The following is a 20,523-nucleotide window of genomic DNA, read 5'->3' as shown; positions in this document are numbered from 1 at the left end:
TCCAGCGTCGGTCTTCCAGAAAAGTCGCCGGCAGCAGCGCACCCGCCTGCCGGCTCGCGGGGAGGTCCATGGGCGGGAGGCCGCCTCTGGCGGACCTCCTCATCCCCTCCAGGCGCACCGTCCTGGGACCTCAATCCTCCAACTCGCCATGCCAGTACGCCACGTCCCTCAGGAACTTGGCCCACGACATGGGCATGCCCTGCTCGAAGACGAACGTCAGGTGCATCGCGTCCGGCAGCTTCTTGGGCTTCACCGGGGCGCAGCGCAGCGCCATCTTCGCGTGCTCCGGAGTCCGGTTGCCCTTCCTCTGGTTGCAGGGCACACACGCGATGACGACGTTGTCCCAGGACGTGCGGCCACCCTGGGCCCGAGGCAGGACGTGGTCATACGTCGCCTCAGCGCGAGACACCTTGAGGCCGCAGTACTGGCAGCGGCAGCGGTCTCGCAGGTAGACGTTCTCCCGGCTGAACTTCACGCCCTTGGGGCCCTTGCGCAGCCCGCGGAAGAAACGAATGACGGAGGGCATGCGGATCTCCACCGTCACCGAGCGCACGAAGCGGTCCTCGTACTCCTCGACCACCTCGACCTTGCCCTGGAAGATGAGCATCACCGCGCGCTGCCAGGGAATCCGCGCGACGGGCTCGAAGGACTGACTGAGAACCAGCGTCTCCATGACGCAACGCCTTTCGGTTGTATCCGCGGCGAGAGTCGAACTCGCACTGTGCCGGGTTTGAGCCGGCGGCCTCTCCCGTTTGGGCTACGCGGACGGACTTCGGGATGTCCTGCTGACTTGCGACTGCGGGCTACGGACTGCGACGACAGTGCCGGTGGCGGGAGTCGAACCCGCATCCTCCAGGTTCTCGACCTGGCACCTCTACCCATTGGGCTACACCGGCAAGACCACGGAAATACGAGTGCACGCCCCGGGGATCGAACCCGGCGAAAACGGTGTGTGGGACCGTCGCCGTCTCCAGCTGGCTCGGCGTGCATGAAGAGTTGCGGAGCAGGGAGTCGAACCCTGGAGGCCAGGCTTATGAGGCCCGGTGAGGCACCAGCCTCTCCCCGCAGAAAAAACGTGAAACGTGTGTGCTCCCGGCAGGATTCGAACCTGCGACCTCGCGCTTAGGACGCGCCTGCTCTGAATCCACTGAGCTACGGAAGCGGAATGGCTTTGGCTGAAGCGAGTGCCCCTGGCAGGGATTGAACCTGCGACCTCACGGTTCGGAACCGTGCGCTCTCATCCACTGAGCTACAAGGGCATGAAGTGGATCCGCCGGGACTCGAACCCGGAACCCCTCGGGTGCAAACCGAGTGCTCTCCCATTGAGCCACGAACCCATGTGACGACTGCGTGTTGCGTGAAGTGCCCCCGGTCGGGTTCGAACCGACAACCCCCGGTTTACGAAACCGGTGCTGCTACCAGTTGAGCTACAGGGGCGAAACGAGCAGGCCGCCAGGGAGTTGAACCCCGCGCGCTCGGATTTGGAGTCCAAGCTGCTCCCGGAGCGCAGCCTATGAAGTGAAACGTGCTGCGAAGTGCCGACCCTCGGAATCGAACCGAGTCCTCCCGCTCTTCAGACGGGCGCGCGGACCACCTACGCCAGGTCGGCAATGAAAGTGAGGCCAATACGGGAGTCGAACCCGTCCCAAACGGTTTTGCAGACCGTTGCCACCCCGGGCGGAACTGGCCAGTTGCGTCTGTTGCAAGCTCCCCGGGAGGGACTCGAACCCCCAACTTCGCGGTTAACAGCCGCGCGCTCTGCCATTGAGCTACCGGGGAATGTGCTGCGTGAAGAGAGAACCGGAGGCAGGAATCGCACCTGCGCCTGCGGAGTCAGAATCCGCCATCCTGCTGATTAGACGACTCCGGTATGGAAGTGACACATGTGAAGCGGGTGACGGGATTCGAACCCGTGTCGACGGTATGGGAAACCGCCATCCTGCCGCTGGACGACACCCGCGTTGCTGCTGCTTCGAGTACCTCCGGAGGGATTCGAACCCTCGCCGTCCGCTTAAGAGGCGGATGCTCTACCAATGAGCTACGGAGGCATTTTGCCGCCACCCCTGTGTGAGCAGGCGGCGTGCATTCACCACGACGATTCAGTTGTCAGAGAGCTGGGACTGTCAGGTTGACCGGAGGGAATCGAACCCTCTTCCCCGGGGTCACATCCCGGTGGCTCACCAATCGCCTTCGGCCAACATGGAGTCGGGGTACCCGGAGTCGAACCGGGATCACCCGCTTATCAAGCGAGTGCTCTGCCTTTGAGCTATACCCCTGGAAAATTACGTCTGGGTTTGGATGATGCAGCCCTGCTCGTGCGGAGCATGGGGACGCTGGGAGTTGAACCCAGCAGGCCCTGTCGGGCTCGGGCTCTACAGGCCCGCGCGTCTGCCGTAACGCTCTACGTCCCCTGGATCGGAGGCCCGAAAGCCGAAAGGCCGGGTCCCCTGGATGGGAGCCCGGCCTCTGCGTGGCTTGGCGCGTCAGTGACGAAGCGCGAGCGTCAGCAGGGTACGGGCGGATGGCCGTGAAGGTGGCTGAATCCCACGTTGCGAATCGAGCCTGTGCTCGAGAAGGAGCAGGAGGCGGCGTCGAACTGGGACCAGAGGTTGTGTCGATAGCTGCGCTTCGTCTCGTTCGACTGCATCTTCGCCGTTGTCATGTCACCGCTCCTTTCTGGGGGAATCTACGGCGGTTGATTTTCATCCCTGACAGCGCCGCGATTAATTTGTCGCGGCGTCGATTCCCACGAAGGTTCGGAAGAAGCGCTCGGGGTCCAGGGCCACCGAGATGAACGTCCGGGTGCCTTGCGCCAGCTCGGCTCCCCACTCTCCGCGCTCGCGCACCATCTCTACTTCCGCCCAGGTGACGATTCCCGGGTCGATGGCCGCGCATGCGGCGATGGGGTCGTGCAGGAGCTTTCCTTCGGGCCGCTGTGCCAGGTAGCGCTCCATGGCCTCGAAGATGAGCGCCAGCCCGGGCGTCGCCGAGGCGTAGGGCCTCATCCGCTCGTGGAAGGCGCCGTCATAGGCCAGTCCATGGGTGACGTTCTTGGACACCAGCTCGCGTCGACCCACTCGGTCCGAGGAGAGGGCCAGCAGCGCGCCCTTGGGGTCTCCGTTGAAGTTGAAGGTCGGGCAGGTGCGCCGGCCCTCGAACTTGGGCAGCCGGTGCTCCGGAGGGACCACGTTGTCACCCGCGAAGCCGCCCTGTGCCACCCAACGACGCAGGTGGAGGTCCGGATGGTGCTCCAGCAGCAGCCGCAGATTCTGGAGCGGCGCGCCCGTCACCAGTGTCGCCTCGGGAAATCGCCCGAGCGCGAGTGCCAGCACCTCGTGCGCCAGGGCATCCGGCGCGGCGGGAGGCAGGGGGCCCAGCCACTTCGTATGGAAAGCCGAGAGGCTCTCCTTTTCCGCCGCCGGATTGCGCGCGCCTACGGGCACGTCACTCCGGCCGGCACGCGCGAGCAGGTGTCTCACCATTCCCACCTGAGCGAGTGTGCCCGGCGTCACGGTCACCGCCCTCAGGGTGACGGCGGGGTGCGTGGCCAACAGGCAGAGCGTGAGCGCGTCGTCGGGGTCGCTCGTCTCCATGTCGAAGAGGATGTCCAGGGCCATGGGAGGCTCCGCGTGGGGCGTGGGGTGTGACGTCTTGGTCAAATCACGTCAGTGACTCGAGGTGGGGACGACGGAGGAGAGGTTCACGAGTGCGTCCCGCCTGATGCCCTGCTTGACGAAGTCCTGCACGCAGCGGGCGAGGGTGGCGGCCAGCAGGCCCAGGAGAGGCAGGTGCGCGCCGCCCTCGCAGGTGGCCTGCCCGGCGGTGTCCTCGGCATCCGGGACGAATCGCTCGTCCCAGCGGACCAGGCCGAAAGTCCCGTCCGCGCTCACCGCGCCGTGTACCAGGGGCTTGCCTGCTCCCCGAGCAAAGTCGCCGAGGAGCTGGCGGCTGTCCTGGTTGTCGAAGCAGTCCACCAGCAGGTCCGCGCCGCCACACAGGGCCGCCACGTTGTCGCGGGTGACTCGCACGCCGAAGGACTCCGACTTCACGCCGTGCAGGTTGAGGAGCTGGAGCTTGAGGGCCTCGGCCTTGTTCTTCCCGACAGAGGGCTTCACGTAGGCCTGGGCGAGCAGGTTCTTGGACTCCACCCGGTCGAAGTCGATGAAGACCAGGGTGGCCTCCAGGTTGCGGCACAGGACGGCCGCCTGGGAGCCGATGGCGCCCACACCGCAGAAGAGGATGCGCATGGCTTCTCCTCAGCGGGCGCCGAAGGGCACCTTGGGGCGCAGGTAGATGCGCTCGTCGCCACGCGCACCCCGGAACCGGTCCACGACGAAGTGCTGGAAGACGTCGTCGCGCAGGTGCGCCAGGTGCAGGCCGGGCACTCCGCCCGCGCGAATCAGCTCCGCGGCGATGCGGCGCACGTCGGAGTCGGACACCGGCCGGTCCAGCTCCACCGGCACGTCCGCGGACATGCCGTCATAGGTGATGTTCAGGGTCGCCATGGTCGTCTCGCGCCTCCTCGCGCGTGCCAGGGGCCGCGAAAAGGGCGGCCGGCCAGGCACCTCGCGGGACGGGAGCGCGCGGGGCGTCCTGACTCGGCGCAAGGGGCGCCCGTGAAAAGACGAAGGCCGGGCTCCGTCGTGCTGACGGAGTCCGGCCCTCGGGGGCCGCGAGGGGGAGGGGTCCTCGCGGCCGGACGCTTACTTCGAACTTTCGCCGCTCACCGGTGCTGGCGACGTCTCGGGCTCGGTGCTCACGGTGGGCAGCACCGGCACGGCGCCGATGAAGCCCGAGTACGCCATCCGGTTGGGGGTGCACTCACCGGGGCTTCGCACCTTGTCGAGCGTGGCGTTTTCGAACAGCGCGCTGGCGACGATGGCGGGCGTGGAGTCGGGATTCAGCTCCAGCCAGAGCGCGGCCACGCCCGTCACGTGGGGCGCGGACATGGAGGTGCCGCTCAGCTCGCGCGACTCCTGGTCTCCGTAGTGCCAGGCCGAGGTGATTCTGTTGCCGGGCGCGAAGACATCCACGCAGTCGCCGTAGTTGGAGAAGGGCGTGCGCTTGTCGCTGGTGTCGGTGGCGGCCACGGTGATGGCCTCCTCCGTCCGGGCCGGAGAGTGCCTGCAGGCATCGCCGGACTCGTTGCCCGCGGCGAGCACGTAGGTGACGCCCGAGGCGATGGAGCGGCGGACTGCTTCGTCGATGGCCGGGTCGGAATCTCCACCCAGGCTCATGTTCGCCACGGCCGGGGACTGGTGGTTCTTCGTCACCCAGTCGATGCCCGCGATGACCTGGGCCGTGGAGCCCGAGCCGTTGCACGCGAGCACGCGGACGGAGTGCACGGTGGCGTTCTTGGCCAGCCCATACGTGCTGCCCGCCGCCGTGCCCGCCACGTGCGTGCCGTGGCCATGGCAATCATTGCCCTTCATGCTGTCGCCAATGGCGTCGAACCCGACGGAGGCCCTGCCTCCAAACTCGCGGTGCGAGAAGCGCACGCCGGTGTCGAGGATGTAGACATGCACCCCCAGCCCGGTGGCGTTGTACATGTAGAGCTTGTCGAGCGGCAGCGTGCGCTGGTCCACGCGGTCGATGCCCCAGGTGGGGCTCGGCTGGCTCTCGCGGATGGACATCACCCCGTTCTCCTGGACGTAGGCGACCCTGGGGTCCTCCGCGAGGGCGCGCGCCTGGTCCTCGCTCATCCTGCTGGCGAAGCCGCGCAGCGCATGCTCGTACACCGCGAACGCGGCGCCACCGTACTGCTCCATGAGGGCCTGGGTGGCCTGGGTGACGGCGAGCGGCTGCAGCCCCGGCTCGGGCGTCTTGAGCACCACCACGTACTCGCCCGGTATCTTCTTGCTGACGGTGAGGAACTTCCCCGTCGGAGGCGCGCGGAGCGCGGCGGAGGCCGACGGGTCCTTGCAGACGGGCCGGCTGCTCGAGCAGGCCCCCAGCATCGCCAGTCCACTCATGGCCAGGGTCAGCGTGGTCATCCGTCGATTCATGTCTCATCCCCCTGCAATGGGTTACGCGGAATGATACGAATCGACTTTAAATTCGGCTTAATCCTGATTTAGCCCTCAGGGATGAGACAGCGGTTCGTCATTGAACGTCCGGGGTGTGCGCCGACATGCGGGGGCATTGCCTACCAGGGGCGAGCGTTGGCCCCCCACCAATACAGGGCGGTTTCGAGCGGGTGCATGTGTGGCTTTTCGAGCATGGGTCGGATGCCCATTTCTCGTGCGGCATTGAGCAGGTCCTGGTGCCAGGCGCGGTGCTCTGGAGAGAGGCGGGTGGCGGCGATGGCCAGGGCGCTCGCGCCCACGGAGTAGCCGCCGTGCAGCAACGGGCCGCTCGCGGCATCCTGGCGGCCGTTCACGCCTCGGGGCCACTCCCGACAGGCGGCGAAGGGAAGCAGTTCTCCGCCCGGGCGGTCGCAGTAGCCCTTCACCAGCGCAGTGGTGAAGGTGGCGGCGGAGGAGTGCGAGCCCATGGCGAGGAAGGCGCCCGTCCACGCCAGCGTGGTGCCTCGAGGAGTGGGCTCGACGAGCCGGCCCTTGGCGTTCATCTTGGTGGGAAAGCCCGAGGGCAGGGCGGCGAGTTCCACCAGTCGGGCCGTGAGGCGCTCTCCCATCGCGAGTGACTCGGCGTTGCCGCGCAGCCTCCCGTGCAACAGCAGGCCCGCGGCGGCGGGAGCGCTGTCACAGGGCCAGACGGACTTGCCGAAGGAAGGCATCAGGAGTTGCTTCGAGAGGGCCTCCACGAGCCGCGCGGCCAGGGCATCGAACAGCGCGGTGGACGCCGCGTCGGCCAGGCCCGCGCGCTCCATGCCCGCGAGCATCAACAACACATAACCCCGGTAGAGCACGCTGTGCGGCAGGTGATGCTTCTCCACGAGCGCGGCGCCATCGGAGAGGAAGGGCGCGCGGCCCTTCGTCAGCGCGTTGTCGAGCAGGGCCTTCACGCGCCGGGGCGTCTCGGGTGGAGCGCCGCCATCCAGTGACAACTGGACCAGGAGGAAGGACAAGTGCGCGGCGCACAGGAGCTGGGCCTCGGAGAATCGCCGGCTCGCATCGCCCAGGAGCTGGGGCTCGCAGCCGCGTCCGAGGATGCGCTGTTCCAGCGCCTGGAGCGCCTGGCCCGAGGGGACGTTCAGGTCGGGCGAGGACGAGTGAGAAGGAGTCTCGGCGGCGCCAGGGCTCGCGGTCAGCAGGGCCAGCAGCGGAGGCAGGGCTCGGAGGAAGGAGCGAGGCATGGGCGGCCCGGAGGACAGCACGCCCCCCGGGGCCCAGGTCATCGAGTCGAGCTCACCGGTCGCCAGTCCGAGGGGAGTGGTCGCTCCCACGGGGTGGACGGCGGAGGCTCACGGCGTGTCGCGCTGGGCCTTGAGGTCCTTGAAGTGCCCCTCTCGCTCCAGGCGCCAGAGGTCCTCGTCCGTGACGAAGGGCTGGCCGAGCAGCTCGCGCGCCCGCTTCACCTTCGCGAGCAGCAGCGGGTCCGTCACGGCCGTGCTGTTCTCTCGCGTCGGGCGGGGTGGGGGCCGCATCACGGAGAAGGTCCCGCGCGCGGGGTGTCCATCCACGGTGGTGCCTTCCAGCAGATAGGTGATTTGCCTCACGTCCGCCTCGGTCCGGGTGTCCAATGCGACGGAGACGTCCACGCCCCGGCCTTCGGGAAGGGAGTCCACGCGCAGGCTCACCTCCTCGGTGTCCTCGGGCAGGGGCGGGGCATCGGGCTCTGGCGCTCGCGCGCGCAGCGCGGTGACACGCTCCAGCCTCACCGAGCCCTTCCACCGGTGGGACAGGCGGAAGGTCTGTCGGACCACGCCCTCGGCGTCCTCCACGGGGAAGCGCGGTATCCCCGCCGCGAGCACGGTGACGACGCCCTTCTTGTCGAAGTTCTCGAACGTGTTGTCGAGGAGCTGGAGCGAGGAGCGGCCCGTCACCTTCTTGCCCGTGGCGTCGAACACGTCCACCCGCACCATGTGCTGGCTGTACATGGAAGGAGGCTGGGTGACGTCGGGGCTCACGGTCTGCGTCACCATGGGCGTGCTCGTCGTCACCGCGTGCCGGTCGTCGAAGGTCCAGACGAAGCGCACGGGCGTGAAGGGCTCCCGTGAAGCGGTGTCCTGGCGAGGTGGCTCGAGGATGCGAGCGAGGAACTCGAAGTCCTCCTCGGTGTTGGGGGCTCGCCGGGAGAAGACCTCGACCAGGCGCTCGGGCTCGCAGTCCTTCACGGTGTAGCGGGGCACCTGCACGGTGGTGGCGACGTTGTCCTTGCCGAACACCGTCACGGTGGGCAGCTCGTACGTCCCATCCGGCTCACGCCAGACGCGCAGGGGAACGCGCATGCCGATACCCGCGCCGACGGTGGTGTGGAGATAGGCGTCATTGCCATCCGGTGAATGAGCCCTGACGCTGATGAGGTTGTCTTCGCCGGAGCAGACCTCCCGCTTCTCCACCGTCACGCTGTCGATGATGGGGGCGGGAGCACGCTCCGGAGCGGGGCGAACGGCGCTAACCATCCCCGTGGGCAGGATGGGGGCCGTGCGCGCGGACACCGCTGGAGAGCGTGAGGCCTCCACGGCGAGCGGAATGGCTTCGGGATGCGCGGGCGACTCCAGGGAGAGGAGCCCGCCGGCCACCAGCGCCGCGATTCCGAGACCGAGCATGAGGGTGAGGCGTCGGCGCCACCAGGGCGGTTCCGAGGGATTCATCCGGGGCTCCTGTCGATTGATTCAGCGGGAGGGGGTGCTCACTGCCAGCAGCCGTAGACGTTGCCGCCGGAGTTCCACTGGAGCTGGTGCGAGTAGTCGCTGGCCCACAGGGTGGTGTTGGAGGGGTGCACGCTCCAGCCGCCGATGCGGTCCGGGCTGATGGAGGTGGCGGTCGTGGCGGGGTCGTCACGCACGCCCTTCCAGATGCCGCCGGTGCTCACGTCACAGCGATTGGCTGACATGCAGTTGGCCACCTGGTTGCCGGCGTTGGTGCATACGTTGGAGAAGGGACAGAGGACCGTCAGCGCGGCTTTCTCGAACCAGCCGAGCGACGACTTGCACTGGCCATGCACGCCCCAGTGGATGGTGTTGGCCGCGTTGGCGACGACTTCGTGCGGATAGGTGTGCGTGGTGACAATGCCTCTGCCCGCGTAGTTGTGGGCGTAGGCGAGAAAGCTGGAGCACATCATCCCGTTGTTGGCCGCGTTGCCGGGAATCTGGTGCGTCGACTCCACGTCTCTGTACTGGAACAACGAATACGGCACGCGCGCCCCGTTCCACAGGGGTCGGTCGATGAGCTGGCTGCCGTCGGCGCGGGACACGTCACTGACATAGGGGTGGTTGAACCAGAGGCTGTCCGCGATGCGCGCCGCGCCCACCGCGTCTCCCAATTGCCACGCGGTCCAGTCCGGCCCGTGGCCATTCGCGTCGTAGAGATAATGATAGATGCCGCCCTGATTGATCTGCTCCAGCCCCGGGTAGCCGTTCTGGAGTTGGCCGGCCTTGAGCGGTGTTCCGCAGACAGTGGGCAACGAGTGCTGTTCCGGGTCCTTCATGGTGGCGTGGGTGACGCCTCCCGTCGCGCCATGCGAGAGCATGGAGTGCGTGCGGAACTCGCCAATGGCATCAATCACATTGCGGATGGGGCCGTCATCACTCCGACTGAACACCACCGCGCCGTTGGGGGCGTTCCAGCCCGCGGCGGTGTAGCCGCACTCGGACGCGGCGGCGGGGAGGGTGGTTCCCAGCGCGGATAGGGCCAGACAGCCTGCGAGGACTCGACGCATCAGTGACTCCCGAACATGCGACGCTCCCGTGGGCCGGCCCCTGTGATGACCCAGGCGTGGCTCGGGGAGAGGTCCGTGGGAGCGGCTTCACCGATGCCTGGGAGCGAGCACGGTAGGCACGGTGCCTCGGCATTCCAGGCCGGACCCGGAGGGCAGTGTGACAGGGGACACGCGCTCGGCCCCTCGGGGCGGTGAGGACGTTGGATGGTCCACGGAGACCCCGCTCGCGAGTGTCGTGCCGGGTTGCCGAGTCCATGCGGGTTCACAGACTGGAGACGCACCAGGAGGTGGACCCCGCATGGAGCTTCAGCCGGAGATGCATCGTTGGAATGTCTCGCCGACGGAGGCGGTGGCGCTGCAACGTCAACTCAAGGACCGGGTGGTGCTCCGGCCTCCGCCGGGTCTGCGAGTGGAGCTCATCGCGGGCGCGGATGTGTCCACGGAGAAAGGGAACGACACGGGCTTCGGCGGCATCGTGGTGCTGGACGCGGCCACGCTTGCACCGGTGGCGCGGGCGGGCTCGGCGGTGACCCTCGGGTTTCCGTATGTGCCAGGCCTGTTGTCCTTCCGGGAGCTGCCCGTGGTGGCGGTCGCCTGGGAGCGGCTCACGGTGCGGCCCGACGTGCTCATCTTCGACGGGCACGGCATCGCGCACCCGCGCAGGTTGGGCATCGCCAGCCATGGCGGGTTGTTGTTCGGCGTCCCCTCCATCGGCTGTGGCAAGTCCCTGTTGGTCGGGACACACGGCAAGCTGGGCGAAGAGCGAGGCGCGACGTCACCTATCATTCACAGGGGAGAGGTGGTGGGGATGGCGGTCCGCACGCGCAAGGCGGTTCAGCCCGTGTATGTGTCGCCAGGCCATCTGATGGATCTGCCCACGGCGGTGGAGTTGGTGCTGCGGGCGAGTCCGAAGTACCGCGAGCCGGAGACCACGCGACAGGCGCACCGGCTGGTGAACGCGCTCAGGCGCGCGGACGGTGAGGCGGCCGAGCTGGAGTGAGGCACCCCCGTGGATTTGACCGCGGGCCCTTCCCCCTCTATGTCCGAAGTCCTCATGACGGGGTCGTGGTCCGGGCGCCAGGGTGCTCGGGCGAACGTCACCCCGGCCGCCTTCGCGGGAAGCCGTGCCAGGGCGTTGGCACCGTACTTCGAGGGTGGTGAAGCGAGGGCGGGGGTCGCCATTGGGAGTGCCGATGCGGAGGCTGTCAGCACGGTGGAGTGAGTTGGAGTCCCATTACTCCGTGGTCGTCATCGGGTCGGGCTATGGCGGCGCCATCACCGCCAGCCGGCTCGCGCGAGCAGGGCGTCAGGTGTGCGTCCTGGAGCGGGGGCGGGAGCTGCAACCGGGCGACTATCCACGCACGGAGGCGGACTTCGCCAAGGAACTGCAGATACACCTCGAGGCCGAGAGCGGCGTGGACCTGGGAAGCCCCACGGCCCTCTTCGAGCTGCACCGGGGTGGAGACGTGGCCGTCGTGACGGGCTGCGGTCTGGGCGGCACTTCACTCATCAACGCGGGCGTCACGCTGCGGCCGGACCCGCGCGTGTTCCAGGACGCACGCTGGCCGGAGGCGCTCCGGGCGGATGTGCCCGGCCGCCTCGAAGACGGGTTCACCTGGGCCGAGCGCATGTTGCGTCCCACGCCCTATCCGGAGTCCTCGCCGCCCCTGGCCTCGCTGGAGGCGATGGAGCGCGCCGCGCGCCACCTGGGTGGCACCTTCCGGCGTCCGCCCCTGGCCGTCTCCTTCGCGGGCGGAGTGAATGAAGCGGGCGTGCGTCAGGGCGCCTGCTCGTTGTGCGGCGACTGCCTCACCGGGTGCAATCAGGGCGCGAAGAACTCCGTGCTGATGAACTACCTGCCGGATGCGCACCGCCACGGCGCGAAGCTCTTCACTGAAGTGGGCGTGCGCTACCTGGCGCGCGATGGCGGACGCTGGCGCATCTACTACCGGCCGATGAACAGCGGCCGTGAGCGCTTCGAGGCGCCGGACCTCTGGGTGACGGCGGACATGGTCGTCCTCGCGGCGGGCACCATGGGCTCGGCGGAAATCCTGCTGCGCTCCCAGGCACTGGGGTTGCCGTTGTCGCGGATGCTGGGCCAGCGCTTCAGCTCCAACGGCGATGTGATGGCGTTCGGCTACAACACGGACGTCCCCATCAACGGCGTGGGCCATGGGACCCATCCGGTGGAGGGCCGTGAGCCCGTGGGCCCCACCATCAGCGGCATCATCGATGAGCGCGGGACGTCCCGGCAGGAGGACGGCATGGTCATCGAGAACGGCGCCATGCCGGGTGCGTTCGGAAGGCCGATGCTGGGCCTGCTCGCCGCCGCTTCCGCGGTGGCCGGGGACGACACGGACGAGGGGTTGCGGGACAAGCTGGAGGAGCTGGCGCGCGTGGCGGACAGCGCGGTGCGGGGGCCGTACCACGGGGCCATGCGCAACACGCAGACCTTCCTCGTCATGTCCCACGACGCGGGCACCGGTGAGCTGCGGCTGGAGGGCGACCGGGTGCGGGTGAACTGGCCGGACGTGGGCACGCAGCCGGAGCTGGAGCGGGTGGACCGGAGATTGCGCGAGGCCACCGCGGCCCTGGGTGGGACCTTCGTTCGCAATCCGCTGTGGAATCGGCTCACCGGCCATGAGGTCCTCTGCACGCATCCGCTCGGCGGTTGCGTCATGGCCGAGGACGCCAGCGCGGGCGTCGTGGACCACGAGGGACGTGTCTTCGCCCGCGAGGAAGGCACCGAGGTGCACGAAGGGCTCTATGTCAGCGACGGCTCGGTGATTCCGAGACCGCTGGGGACCAATCCCCTGTTCACGCTCTCCGCCGTGGCCGAGCGCTGTGTCTCGCTGATGGCGAAGCGGCACGGGTGGAGCATCGACTACACACCCGCGACGGAGGAGCTGGAGGCCGGAGCTCGGACGCCGGTGGGCGTGCGCTTCACCGAGACGATGTACGGCTCCATCTCGGGTGCTGTGGCGGAGAACGCGCTCGTCGCGGGAGACCCGAAGCGCGTCGATGCGACCCACCTGCGCTTCGTCCTCACGGTGGAGACTCATGACCTGGAGCGCACGCTGGAGGACCCGCTGCATCCCCTGGGACTCTCCGGCGTGGTGGAGGCCTTGTCGTTGTCTCCTCGGCCCCTCGCGGTGGAGCGAGGCGAACTCCACCTGATGACTCGGGAGGCGGCGCGACCGGGCGGGCGGCGGATGCACTACCAGCTTCCCCTGGTGGCGGAGTCGGGCGAGCGCTTCTTCCTCGACGGCTACAAGGACGTCCACGACGACGCGGGCTTCGACCTCTGGGTGGACACCACGCGGTTGCTCGTGTCCGTGCACCGGGGGAGTGACGCCTCGGGCCCCTGCATCGCGCGAGGGCTGCTGCGGTTGAATGCGAAGGACTTCGCCGTGCAGCTCTCCACGCTGCGCGTGCCGAGCGCTCGGGACACGCAGCGTCGGCTGTCCGCGCTGCTGCGCTTCGGGCGGTTCTTCTTCGGCGCCTTGTACGACACCTACGTGCGCAAAGCCGCGTAGCGGGCGGGGAGGCGGCGGCCCGTCCTCCGCACAGGTCGAGTGGTGCTCCTCCCGGGAGCCGTGGGCAACCTGATGTCCACGAAGGCACATCGGGAGGACAGGTCATGGCGGACAAGCGGGAGCAAGAGGGCCGGCGGGCTTCACCAGAAGGCGCGCGCGGAGAGCTGCCCATCGAGGCCCGACGTGCCCGGAGAAGCGCCGCGCACGCGAGCCAGACCTACCGGGCCTTCATCAAGCACCTGTGCGAGCGCGGTGGCATGTCGCCCGCGGTGGCGGAGCAGGCCGCCGTGTCCGTGCTCTGCGCGGTGGAGCAGCGCATCAACAGCGAGGAGACAGAGGACCTGGAGGCGCAACTCCCCGGCAAGCTGACGGAGCTGTTGCACCGGTGCGAGCGCCACGAGGACGAGCTGCCGGGGGGCTTTGGCCGCGAGGAGCTGCTCAAGCGCGTGGGTGAGGACCTGGCGCTCAACCCGGACGCGGTGGCGCCCGTGGTTCGCGCGGTCCTCAACGCCGTGAGAGATCAGATCAGCGAAGGCGAGGCCGAGGATGTCATGGACCAGCTCCCCGAGGACCTCAAGGAGCTGTGGCGTCACCCGAGCTGAGCGGAGCCTTACGCGCGCGCCATGGGCGAGTGAGTCATTCCCGAGACTTCGCGCAAGGGCTCGGCCCACCAGGGCTCGTCGGAGACCCAGACATCGCGGCCCTCGACGCGGGCGACCATGCCGCCGGGGGCCACGACGGAGAAGCGCGGTGCGCGACCGAGCGCCTCCGTCAACGCCGTCATCGTCGTCTCATCCTCGGTGGAGAAGCCGAGCGGGCCCTCGGGGTGGCTGTGCGCCACCTCCACCAGCTCGTGACGCCAGTACCAGATGGCCTCCCACCGCGTGCGGGAGTCAGGCAGCAGGACGGGACTGTCGGAGGTCTCGCACCACAACACCTCCTCGTCCCGACCGATGAGCAGACACACCTCTTGCATCGACATGACTCCTCCTCTCCGCACGTCACCCGTGCCGGGTGATGACCAGGACGTCCGTCTCGATGGCCTCTCGGATGACCGAGGGCAGGCTCTCCAGCGTCACCTCGCTGTCCGCGCCCGCGAGACACACGCCCGCGTCGATGACCTGGAGCGTGCCCGCGTCGACGACGGAGATGAAGCGCTCCCCCATGAAGGCGAACGTCACCTCCAACTGATTTCCCGCCATCCTTCGATGGTTCAGCAACCGCGCCCCCGCGCCCTGGAGCGCGACCTCCGCGCGCGAGTGGTCGCCCACTGGCGCACCCCGCCCATGTCGGGCCCCCGCGCCATCGAGGTGTCGCCGAGCCCTCTCCGCGAGCTCCACGGCACGGGCCCGCGCTGCCTCCGCTGTCTGTGCCGCCTGCGCTTGCACGTTCGCCGCCAGCAGCCTCGCCGCGAGCGCGCGCTGATGGGCCTCTCGCTCCGCCACCAGGGCCCGCAGACAGGACTCCGCCTCGGTCCGGCCCTGCTCGGCCACCCGCAGCACCCGGCCGCGCGTCTCCGCTGGTGCGAAGCGGATGCCCAGCGTCCTGGACGCCGACCCCAAGAGCGCGTAGCCATAGGCCGCCCGCAGCGGCGCGCTCACGCCCTTCACGGTGGAGAGCGGCTGACCCTCCTCCAGGGCACGGCGTGCCTGGTCCTCCGCCTCGCCCTCGAAGTCCACCCCGTCGAACAGCAGCGAGCCGTCGTGCCAGCGCCGGGCACTCACGGGCGCGAGCACGGCGGGCTCCTCCTCTGGCATCAACTCCAGGGGCTCGGCCACCGCGCCTTCGCGCACCAGCCGCGAGCCCCACATGTGGCCTCGCACGCGCGGCAGCCTGTCCAGACCTTCCGGACTGGCCGGCTCGCACGCCGTGGCCTCCCGCCCCTTCACCTCGAAGCGCCACCACCCCGGCGCCACGGGGGAGGTGACACGGAGGCGGCGCGAAGCGGTGTCCACGGTGCCGCCGCCCAGATACGGCAGCACCGCCGACTCCACCTTCCCGAGGAACTTCCGGTAGTCCACGCCGCCTCCTTGTCACCACGACTTCGGGTTCACGCCACCTTCAGCAACGGCGTGCGCATCACCCGCTCCACCCAGCCGGACTGGCTGGCACCGGGCTGAGTCGGCGCATCCAGCAGCGCCTTGAGCACCCGGGGGACCTGGTACGGGTCCGCGAACTGGTCCACGTTCACCTCGCTGAAGGGCACCTTCATGAAGCTCGCGCACGTGCGGACCGTGTTGCCACGGGCCCCCGCCACGCTCACCAGCAACGCCAGCGCCGCCACCGTGTAGCCGCAGTCGCGGAACGCGCGGGCGAACTGGTCACCCGCCTCGCCCGCCTCGTCACCCACGACGATGACCACCAGCTTCGCCCCCTCAGGCACCTTCACGCCGTCGCGGTGCAGGGCATGCACCCCGGCCGCGTGAGTCGTGCCGCCCGACGCCTTGAGCCGCTCGAGCATGTGCTGCACCGCCGTGCGGTTGGCGGCCTTCGGCTTGAGGACGGTGCCCATCGTGTCGAACGCCGCGATGTGCAGCTTCTCCATCGGGAAGCCCGCGAGGATGCGCGCCAGCGCCTCCTTCGAGTTCTCGATGGCGCCCTCCATGGAGCCCGACTTGTCGATGAGGAACATCACCCTCACGTCGGTCTCCGCCGTCGCCTCCGCCACCGCCTGTCGTGCCGCGTTGTCGCTCGCCTCCTCCAGCTTCTGGCGCAGCACGTCGCTGCGCACGTTCTTCGCGATGTTCAGCGCGCGCTGGTCCGTCGCCGTCTGGACGGCCAGCTCCCATCGCCCGCGCACGGAGGGCTCCGCCAACAGCCCCAGCTCCTCGAGCGTCGGCGTCATCAGTCGCAAGTCACGGTCCGACAACGAGGGCAGCAGCGCCGCCATGATGGCCGGAGTCATGCCCAGGTCCTTCGGCAGCCGGCCCACCACCTCCTTGTAGGAGAGGCGCTCCAGCTCGATCCACTCGCAGATCTCCGCCTCCGACAACCCGTCGAAGCGCTGGCTCTTGACCAACGTCAGCCCGCTCAGGCCCACCGTGCGGTGCCCGCCCTCGGCCTGCTTCTGCTTCCAGCCGAGCACCTCGAAGAAGCCCTGCGCGCGCGGCTTGTACCCCGCCTTGCGCGCCAGCTTCTTCAGCGTCTCCTTGTAGCCCGCCTTCACCAGACCCTGGAGCATCGGCAGGTTGGCCTCACGCGCCGCCAGCCACCGGGACGCCACGCGCTTCCAGCGGCCCATGGGCGCCTTGCGAGACGCCGGGTCGCCGAAGCCCGCCTCTCGGTTGAGGCGCGCGATGTCCGGCAGCTCGAGCAGCTCCGCCACTCGCAGCACCGCCTTGGGCGTGAGCATGCGCGTGGACTTGCGCTCGTAGTGCAGCACCATGGCCTCGCCGATGGCCCGCCAGTCATCGTCGTGGAACGCCACCTTCCCGTCCTCGCCGACGACGGGCTGGCCCGCGTGCTCCTGCACCAGCATGAGCGCGCACGTGGCCACCTTCAGGTCACGCCAGTCCGTCTGCGTCAGCGCGTACGACGCGAAGTGCGCCATCAGCTCCGAGTTGAGTCGGTGGATGTCCAACAGCTGTCGGTAGAGGCGCACCGCCGCCGGCACGAAGAGGCCCGGCTTCACGGGCTTGCCGAGCGTGCGCTGCGCCGGAGTGGCGTGCGCCGCGGCCACCCAGGTGCCATTCACGTCCAGTCCCGGCCGGTTGTGCCACAGGTGCGCGGAGCCACTGAGCACCAGGTCCAGCAGGCGCTCGGCGGGGCCACGCTGCGTCTCGGGCAGCAGCGGAGTGTTCTGCGTCGGGGTCGTCATGGGGTGCCACCTTTCGGGACGTGCGGCGGGTCAGGCGCGGGGCGGACCCCAGGCGCCCGAGGGCGATAGGGGAGTGCACCGCGCGTGGAACGCACGGGGGCCTTTCGTGCTCAAGGCACGGCCACCCGCGCGAAGCTGGGATGTGAGGGAGAGAGAGGGTGCGCCCGAGTGACGAGGCCTGTGTTGCTGGATTGACTGTCCAGTGTTCTGCCAGTTGAACTACGAGGCCTGACGGCCGTCGGCGGGACTCGAACCCGCATCTCTCAGGCGTGTCTGGCCCCGTCGGCCGGGCGCGAAATCGTATCGGTGCTCAGGTGCTCAGGAGAAGACGCACACGTCGCCGTGGATGGGGATGCGCGCCACGTCCTTGCCACTCCGGTGGGACTTCCGGGCGGGCACGGAGACGAGCTCCCACGTGGGCAGCACCACCGCCGTCAGTGAGCGGCCATACACGCAGCCGGTGTCGATACCCACTGCGTGCTCGGTGACGAGCGGCTGGTCGAAGACGGTGTGTCCGAAGATGACCCGCTCCGGCCCCTTCCAGTGATGGGTCCAGAACGTCCAGCCCTCCGGTGCCTTGGACGGCCAGTAGCTCTTCTTGCCGGGTGGCTGGATGCACTGCGCGTGGAGCAGGTGGTAGGGGTCCTGCGCCTCGACGGGGAGGTCGGGCAGCATGCCGGCGTGCACGACGAGGGCGTTGTGCTCGGGCAGGCGGATGTAGTGGGGCAGCGCCGCCATCCAGTCGTAGTGCGTGGCGTCGAGGGCCTGTCGCGTCGCCAGGTGGTCCGGCAGCAGGCGGCTGTCCTCGCGGTGGCGCTGCTGGAGGTGCTTCTCCTCGTGATTGCCGAGGATGGCCTCGTGCCGCATCGCCAGCTCCACGCACTCGCGGGGCTTCGGGCCCCGGTCCACCAGGTCCCCGGCGAAGATGACGCGGTCGCTGGACGTGGCCCCCACCTTGGCGAGCAGCTCCAGGGCCTCGTCGTGGCAGCCATGGAGGTCTCCGATGACGATGGTGCGGGGGGACATGACACGGCTCCTTCAAGAAAGAGGGTGAGCGCCCGAGTCGAGAGGCCGGCGGGCTGATTTACGAGGTCAGTGCCGGTCCGCCCGGCGTCGTCCCACCGGGTGGTGGGGGTGTGGAGTCGAACCACTGCGTGTAGGGCCTCTCGGGCCGGGCGCTCGAAAGCGTTGCGGCCAGGGACGCGACCTTTTCCGGTTCCTGACGCGAAAATTCCCGCTCCCCCGCCCGCATTCCCTGAGGGATAGTTTGTCAGGAAATCGGCGCGTCGAGGGTCGGGCCTCCTTGGGTGCTCCGTCTGTCCGGTCGTCCGGGTAGCCGGGGTCCCCTGCTCCACTCGGAGGCTGCCTGCGGATGCCAACGTGGTACCTTGCCGCGCCACATCCCTGTATCCCCATCTCCCGGGGCGGTTCTCCGGGCACAGCCCTCAGGTCCTTCCGGTGTTCGAGCAACTCACGGATGACGAATTGTTCGCGGAGGTGGTCCGCCGCCGCGCTTCGGGCGAGCCCATTGGAGGCCCGCTCGGTACGTTGGTCCAGCGATGGAACCGGCCTGCCCGGTATGTCATCAGCAAGATTCAGGCGAGCTACGGCCGCGGGTCCCCAGCGGACTCGGATGAGCTCTTTCAGGACGCGGTCGGCAAGTTCCTCGACCGCGGGTTGGATCAGTTCCGTGGCATCTCCCAACAGATGCCAGGCCGGAGCGCGTCTCCCAAGACGTTCTTCCTGCGCATCGTCAAGCACGTCGCCATCGACTTCTACCGGCGGCACCGCGAGGAGCTCGCGGCGCCTCCGTCGGACCCCGATGACGCCATGGAAGAGTCTCCATCGGAGCGGTCTCGCGCCGTGGAGCTGGGCCGGAGGACCGAGGAGCGCGCGGATGCCCAGGAGCTGTACTGGGCCGCGTTCGCCCGGCTCCAGCAGGAGCACCCCAAGGAAGCCTCGGCATGGGAGCTGTATCACCACGAGGACGTGGAGGATCACGAGGAATGCGCACGTCGGCTGAACATCACCGTGGTCAACTCCTACAAGCGCGTCAGTCGCGCCCAGGCCTACTTGAAGCTCTACCTGCTGGATCTCCAGCGAGAGTCGCCACGAGGGGAGGAAGCGTGAGCCTCCTTCCCGGTCACATCCCGGGGTATTCAGGAGGAATGAAGTCATGAAGACCGATGCCATGTCTCGCTACGCCACCCGTCGCGCTGTTCTCACCGCCGGGTCCACCTCACCAGGAGTCGTCCTCGAGGCCGCTGGGGACTTTCTGAGGAGGGCGACCCGGTTGGGGACGGAAGGTGTGGAGGCCGCCCTTCGCGGCCTCGGTCGACCGGGGGTGGAGACCTGGCTCCAGGCGCAGAAACCGCAGGCACTCCAGCCCGTGCTGTTGAGGGCCGCGGAAGAAGCGATGGAGGTGGCGCTGGAGGGTGGTGACGAGGCGGAGGTGTGGCGGGCCTCGGCGCTGGAGGGACTTGCCGCTCGGGACAGGGCCGCCTCCGCCGCATTTGCACTGGCCGCCTGGGAGGGTCTCCATGGTGCCTTGGATGGTGAGGCCGCTCGAAATCGAGACCGCTATCTGGAGTCGCTCGGGAGCCTGGATTCGTCGCTTCGCCCCAGAGCCCGTTGGTTCATTCCCCTCAACCCGCAGCGCCGTCAGGAGTTGGAGTTGCTCGACTCCGCGGAGCAGGACAAGGCCTGGTGGTTTGGTTCCCGGGCCGGCTGCGATGACCTGGTGGCCACCTGGACAGGCGGGCCCCAGACACCCACTCCCCACATCCAGGGCTGTGTCGAGTGCCGCGCGGATATCGCGGATGCGGCGCCCGTGGATGCGCCCCCGCGTCGCCACCTCACGCAAGATGACCTCTGGCGCTTCGACATGGGGATGATGTCCGCCGACGAGCGCGAGCGGATGGACGCGCACACGGCCCGCTGTGGCGAATGCGCCCAGGCGGTGCTGGCCCTCGGTGAGGGCGACGACGCGATTGAAGAGGCCCTGGAGATGGAGGAGGGCGACGGGACGATGGCCCGCGCCGCGCGCTCTTCGCGTGAGCCGGCCTCTCAGCGTCCCTCCGCGGCGCGCCACCCGGAGCATCGGGAGGTGCTGGAGGAGCGGCGGGAGTTTCGAGTGGTGCTGGTTCGCGAGCGTCAGCGCGTCCGGCTGTTGGTGCAGCCCCTGACGGGCCGGACGGTGACGGCGGCGGTGTTCCTCAGTCCCGGCCGTCCCTCGCTCAAGCCCACGTCCGGGCCCGAGGGCCTGGCATTCGACTTGTCCACGGCGTCTTCCACCGGCGCGCGCTCCGCCCACCTCACGGTGCAGGCTGGCGGCGAGACGCTGGAGCGGGACTTCGCCTTCTGACTTCGCGGGACGGGGCCCTCGCG

18 protein-coding genes and 16 tRNA genes are annotated in these 20,523 nt (G+C 68.7%); 5 read left to right on the top strand and 29 right to left on the bottom strand.

Going from position 1 to position 20,523, the window contains the following annotated elements:
- Positions 1-130 precede the first annotated feature (130 nt).
- The 25 genes from G4D83_RS29435 to G4D83_RS29320 form a co-directional block, all read right to left on the bottom strand.
- A complete protein-coding gene (locus G4D83_RS29435) occupies positions 131-673 on the bottom strand; it encodes an HNH endonuclease (protein WP_163868177.1) in 543 nt (180 codons plus the stop codon).
- A 20-nt stretch (positions 674-693) separates the two neighbouring features.
- Positions 694-767, bottom strand: a tRNA-Leu gene (locus G4D83_RS29430).
- Positions 768-822: 55 nt separating this feature from the next.
- A tRNA-Leu gene (locus G4D83_RS29425) sits at positions 823-896 on the bottom strand.
- Between the two features lie 100 nt (positions 897-996).
- Positions 997-1,067, bottom strand: a tRNA-Met gene (locus G4D83_RS29420).
- Between the two features lie 20 nt (positions 1,068-1,087).
- A tRNA-Arg gene (locus G4D83_RS29415) sits at positions 1,088-1,162 on the bottom strand.
- A 23-nt stretch (positions 1,163-1,185) separates the two neighbouring features.
- Positions 1,186-1,259 (bottom strand) — tRNA-Arg (locus tag G4D83_RS29410).
- Positions 1,260-1,265: 6 nt separating this feature from the next.
- Positions 1,266-1,337 (bottom strand) — tRNA-Ala (locus G4D83_RS29405).
- A gap of 26 nt (positions 1,338-1,363) precedes the next feature.
- Positions 1,364-1,437, bottom strand: a tRNA-Thr gene (locus tag G4D83_RS29400).
- A gap of 99 nt (positions 1,438-1,536) precedes the next feature.
- Positions 1,537-1,609, bottom strand: a tRNA-Phe gene (locus G4D83_RS29395).
- 10 nt (positions 1,610-1,619) lie between these two features.
- Positions 1,620-1,689 (bottom strand) — tRNA-Cys (locus tag G4D83_RS29390).
- An 18-nt stretch (positions 1,690-1,707) separates the two neighbouring features.
- Positions 1,708-1,779: transfer RNA gene (locus G4D83_RS29385), tRNA-Asn, on the bottom strand.
- 19 nt (positions 1,780-1,798) lie between these two features.
- A tRNA-Gln gene (locus G4D83_RS29380) sits at positions 1,799-1,870 on the bottom strand.
- A gap of 19 nt (positions 1,871-1,889) precedes the next feature.
- Positions 1,890-1,960: transfer RNA gene (locus tag G4D83_RS29375), tRNA-Gly, on the bottom strand.
- Between the two features lie 17 nt (positions 1,961-1,977).
- A tRNA-Lys gene (locus G4D83_RS29370) sits at positions 1,978-2,048 on the bottom strand.
- 79 nt (positions 2,049-2,127) lie between these two features.
- Positions 2,128-2,198, bottom strand: a tRNA-His gene (locus tag G4D83_RS29365).
- 7 nt (positions 2,199-2,205) lie between these two features.
- Positions 2,206-2,276, bottom strand: a tRNA-Ile gene (locus tag G4D83_RS29360).
- A gap of 49 nt (positions 2,277-2,325) precedes the next feature.
- A tRNA-Tyr gene (locus tag G4D83_RS29355) sits at positions 2,326-2,411 on the bottom strand.
- Between the two features lie 92 nt (positions 2,412-2,503).
- The gene (locus G4D83_RS45660) at positions 2,504-2,662 is read right to left on the bottom strand and encodes a hypothetical protein (RefSeq protein WP_176433435.1); all 159 of its coding nucleotides are present in this window, start codon (positions 2,660-2,662) and stop codon (positions 2,504-2,506) included.
- 61 nt (positions 2,663-2,723) lie between these two features.
- Positions 2,724-3,617 (bottom strand): nucleoside hydrolase, encoded by an 894-nt coding sequence (locus tag G4D83_RS29350; protein WP_163868176.1) that lies wholly within the window; start codon positions 3,615-3,617, stop codon positions 2,724-2,726.
- 48 nt (positions 3,618-3,665) lie between these two features.
- Positions 3,666-4,247: a HesA/MoeB/ThiF family protein gene (locus G4D83_RS29345; protein ID WP_163868175.1), complete on the bottom strand. Its 582-nt coding sequence runs from the start codon at positions 4,245-4,247 to the stop codon at positions 3,666-3,668.
- Positions 4,248-4,256: 9 nt separating this feature from the next.
- Positions 4,257-4,505, bottom strand: a complete 249-nt coding sequence (locus G4D83_RS29340) for a hypothetical protein (RefSeq protein WP_163868174.1) — start codon at positions 4,503-4,505, stop codon at positions 4,257-4,259.
- A gap of 198 nt (positions 4,506-4,703) precedes the next feature.
- On the bottom strand, positions 4,704-6,005 hold the full coding sequence (locus tag G4D83_RS29335; RefSeq protein ID WP_163868173.1) for a S8 family peptidase: 1,302 nt from the start codon (positions 6,003-6,005) through the stop codon (positions 4,704-4,706).
- Positions 6,006-6,145: 140 nt separating this feature from the next.
- Positions 6,146-7,297, bottom strand: a complete 1,152-nt coding sequence (locus G4D83_RS29330; RefSeq protein WP_240356727.1) for a hypothetical protein — start codon at positions 7,295-7,297, stop codon at positions 6,146-6,148.
- A 66-nt stretch (positions 7,298-7,363) separates the two neighbouring features.
- Positions 7,364-8,716 (bottom strand): hypothetical protein, encoded by a 1,353-nt coding sequence (locus G4D83_RS29325; RefSeq protein ID WP_163868172.1) that lies wholly within the window; start codon positions 8,714-8,716, stop codon positions 7,364-7,366.
- 38 nt (positions 8,717-8,754) lie between these two features.
- Positions 8,755-9,783: a hypothetical protein gene (locus G4D83_RS29320; protein ID WP_163868171.1), complete on the bottom strand. Its 1,029-nt coding sequence runs from the start codon at positions 9,781-9,783 to the stop codon at positions 8,755-8,757.
- Between the two features lie 298 nt (positions 9,784-10,081).
- Here G4D83_RS29320 and nfi point away from each other — a divergent pair, with 298 nt between their 5' ends.
- The 3 genes from nfi to G4D83_RS29305 all read left to right on the top strand — a co-directional run bounded on the left by nfi (position 10,082) and on the right by G4D83_RS29305 (position 13,921).
- Positions 10,082-10,783 (top strand): deoxyribonuclease V, encoded by a 702-nt coding sequence (gene nfi, locus G4D83_RS29315; RefSeq protein ID WP_163868170.1) that lies wholly within the window; start codon positions 10,082-10,084, stop codon positions 10,781-10,783.
- Between the two features lie 193 nt (positions 10,784-10,976).
- On the top strand, positions 10,977-13,319 hold the full coding sequence (locus G4D83_RS29310; RefSeq protein ID WP_163868169.1) for a GMC family oxidoreductase N-terminal domain-containing protein: 2,343 nt from the start codon (positions 10,977-10,979) through the stop codon (positions 13,317-13,319).
- Between the two features lie 104 nt (positions 13,320-13,423).
- Positions 13,424-13,921, top strand: a complete 498-nt coding sequence (locus tag G4D83_RS29305; RefSeq protein WP_163868168.1) for a DUF2267 domain-containing protein — start codon at positions 13,424-13,426, stop codon at positions 13,919-13,921.
- A gap of 8 nt (positions 13,922-13,929) precedes the next feature.
- On the opposite strand, the gene G4D83_RS29300 is transcribed toward G4D83_RS29305, so the two are convergent.
- The 4 genes from G4D83_RS29300 to G4D83_RS29285 all read right to left on the bottom strand — a co-directional run bounded on the left by G4D83_RS29300 (position 13,930) and on the right by G4D83_RS29285 (position 18,162).
- Positions 13,930-14,301, bottom strand: coding sequence for a hypothetical protein (locus G4D83_RS29300; protein WP_163868167.1), 372 nt, complete (start codon positions 14,299-14,301; stop codon positions 13,930-13,932).
- A gap of 19 nt (positions 14,302-14,320) precedes the next feature.
- Positions 14,321-15,340: a hypothetical protein gene (locus tag G4D83_RS29295; protein WP_163868166.1), complete on the bottom strand. Its 1,020-nt coding sequence runs from the start codon at positions 15,338-15,340 to the stop codon at positions 14,321-14,323.
- A 29-nt stretch (positions 15,341-15,369) separates the two neighbouring features.
- The gene (locus G4D83_RS29290) at positions 15,370-17,136 is read right to left on the bottom strand and encodes a vWA domain-containing protein (protein WP_163868165.1); all 1,767 of its coding nucleotides are present in this window, start codon (positions 17,134-17,136) and stop codon (positions 15,370-15,372) included.
- A gap of 318 nt (positions 17,137-17,454) precedes the next feature.
- Positions 17,455-18,162: a metallophosphoesterase gene (locus G4D83_RS29285; RefSeq protein ID WP_163868164.1), complete on the bottom strand. Its 708-nt coding sequence runs from the start codon at positions 18,160-18,162 to the stop codon at positions 17,455-17,457.
- 432 nt (positions 18,163-18,594) lie between these two features.
- Between G4D83_RS29285 and G4D83_RS29280 the strand changes: the two genes are divergently transcribed.
- Entirely contained in the window at positions 18,595-19,266 is a 672-nt protein-coding gene (locus tag G4D83_RS29280; protein WP_163868163.1) for an RNA polymerase sigma factor, read from the top strand.
- 46 nt (positions 19,267-19,312) lie between these two features.
- Positions 19,313-20,500 carry a hypothetical protein gene (locus tag G4D83_RS29275; RefSeq protein WP_163868162.1) on the top strand — a complete coding sequence of 396 codons (1,188 nt, stop codon included), beginning with the start codon at positions 19,313-19,315 and terminating at the stop codon, positions 20,498-20,500.
- Positions 20,501-20,523 lie beyond the last annotated feature (23 nt).

The sequence above is a fragment of the Myxococcus eversor genome, from assembly GCF_010894455.1.
In the GTDB taxonomy this organism is placed as follows: Bacteria; Myxococcota; Myxococcia; order Myxococcales; family Myxococcaceae; genus Myxococcus; species Myxococcus eversor.
The sequence above is the reverse complement of the archived record's forward strand: the minus strand, read 5'-3'. Positions and strand labels throughout refer to the sequence as shown.

What these genes read in the sequence shown, in the direction of transcription:
- G4D83_RS29435 (WP_163868177.1), bottom strand. Translation starts at nt 673, where the DNA reads ATGGAGACGCTGGTTCTCAGTCAGTCCTTCGAGCCCGTCGCGCGGATT.
- G4D83_RS45660 (WP_176433435.1), bottom strand. Translation starts at nt 2,662, where the DNA reads ATGACAACGGCGAAGATGCAGTCGAACGAGACGAAGCGCAGCTATCGA.
- G4D83_RS29350 (WP_163868176.1), bottom strand. Translation starts at nt 3,617, where the DNA reads ATGGCCCTGGACATCCTCTTCGACATGGAGACGAGCGACCCCGACGAC.
- G4D83_RS29345 (WP_163868175.1), bottom strand. Translation starts at nt 4,247, where the DNA reads ATGCGCATCCTCTTCTGCGGTGTGGGCGCCATCGGCTCCCAGGCGGCC.
- G4D83_RS29340 (WP_163868174.1), bottom strand. Translation starts at nt 4,505, where the DNA reads ATGGCGACCCTGAACATCACCTATGACGGCATGTCCGCGGACGTGCCG.
- G4D83_RS29335 (WP_163868173.1), bottom strand. Translation starts at nt 6,005, where the DNA reads ATGAATCGACGGATGACCACGCTGACCCTGGCCATGAGTGGACTGGCG.
- G4D83_RS29330 (WP_240356727.1), bottom strand. Translation starts at nt 7,297, where the DNA reads ATGACCTGGGCCCCGGGGGGCGTGCTGTCCTCCGGGCCGCCCATGCCT.
- G4D83_RS29325 (WP_163868172.1), bottom strand. Translation starts at nt 8,716, where the DNA reads ATGAATCCCTCGGAACCGCCCTGGTGGCGCCGACGCCTCACCCTCATG.
- G4D83_RS29320 (WP_163868171.1), bottom strand. Translation starts at nt 9,783, where the DNA reads ATGCGTCGAGTCCTCGCAGGCTGTCTGGCCCTATCCGCGCTGGGAACC.
- nfi (WP_163868170.1), top strand. Translation starts at nt 10,082, where the DNA reads ATGGAGCTTCAGCCGGAGATGCATCGTTGGAATGTCTCGCCGACGGAG.
- G4D83_RS29310 (WP_163868169.1), top strand. Translation starts at nt 10,977, where the DNA reads ATGCGGAGGCTGTCAGCACGGTGGAGTGAGTTGGAGTCCCATTACTCC.
- G4D83_RS29305 (WP_163868168.1), top strand. Translation starts at nt 13,424, where the DNA reads ATGGCGGACAAGCGGGAGCAAGAGGGCCGGCGGGCTTCACCAGAAGGC.
- G4D83_RS29300 (WP_163868167.1), bottom strand. Translation starts at nt 14,301, where the DNA reads ATGTCGATGCAAGAGGTGTGTCTGCTCATCGGTCGGGACGAGGAGGTG.
- G4D83_RS29290 (WP_163868165.1), bottom strand. Translation starts at nt 17,136, where the DNA reads ATGACGACCCCGACGCAGAACACTCCGCTGCTGCCCGAGACGCAGCGT.
- G4D83_RS29285 (WP_163868164.1), bottom strand. Translation starts at nt 18,162, where the DNA reads ATGTCCCCCCGCACCATCGTCATCGGAGACCTCCATGGCTGCCACGAC.
- G4D83_RS29275 (WP_163868162.1), top strand. Translation starts at nt 19,313, where the DNA reads ATGAAGACCGATGCCATGTCTCGCTACGCCACCCGTCGCGCTGTTCTC.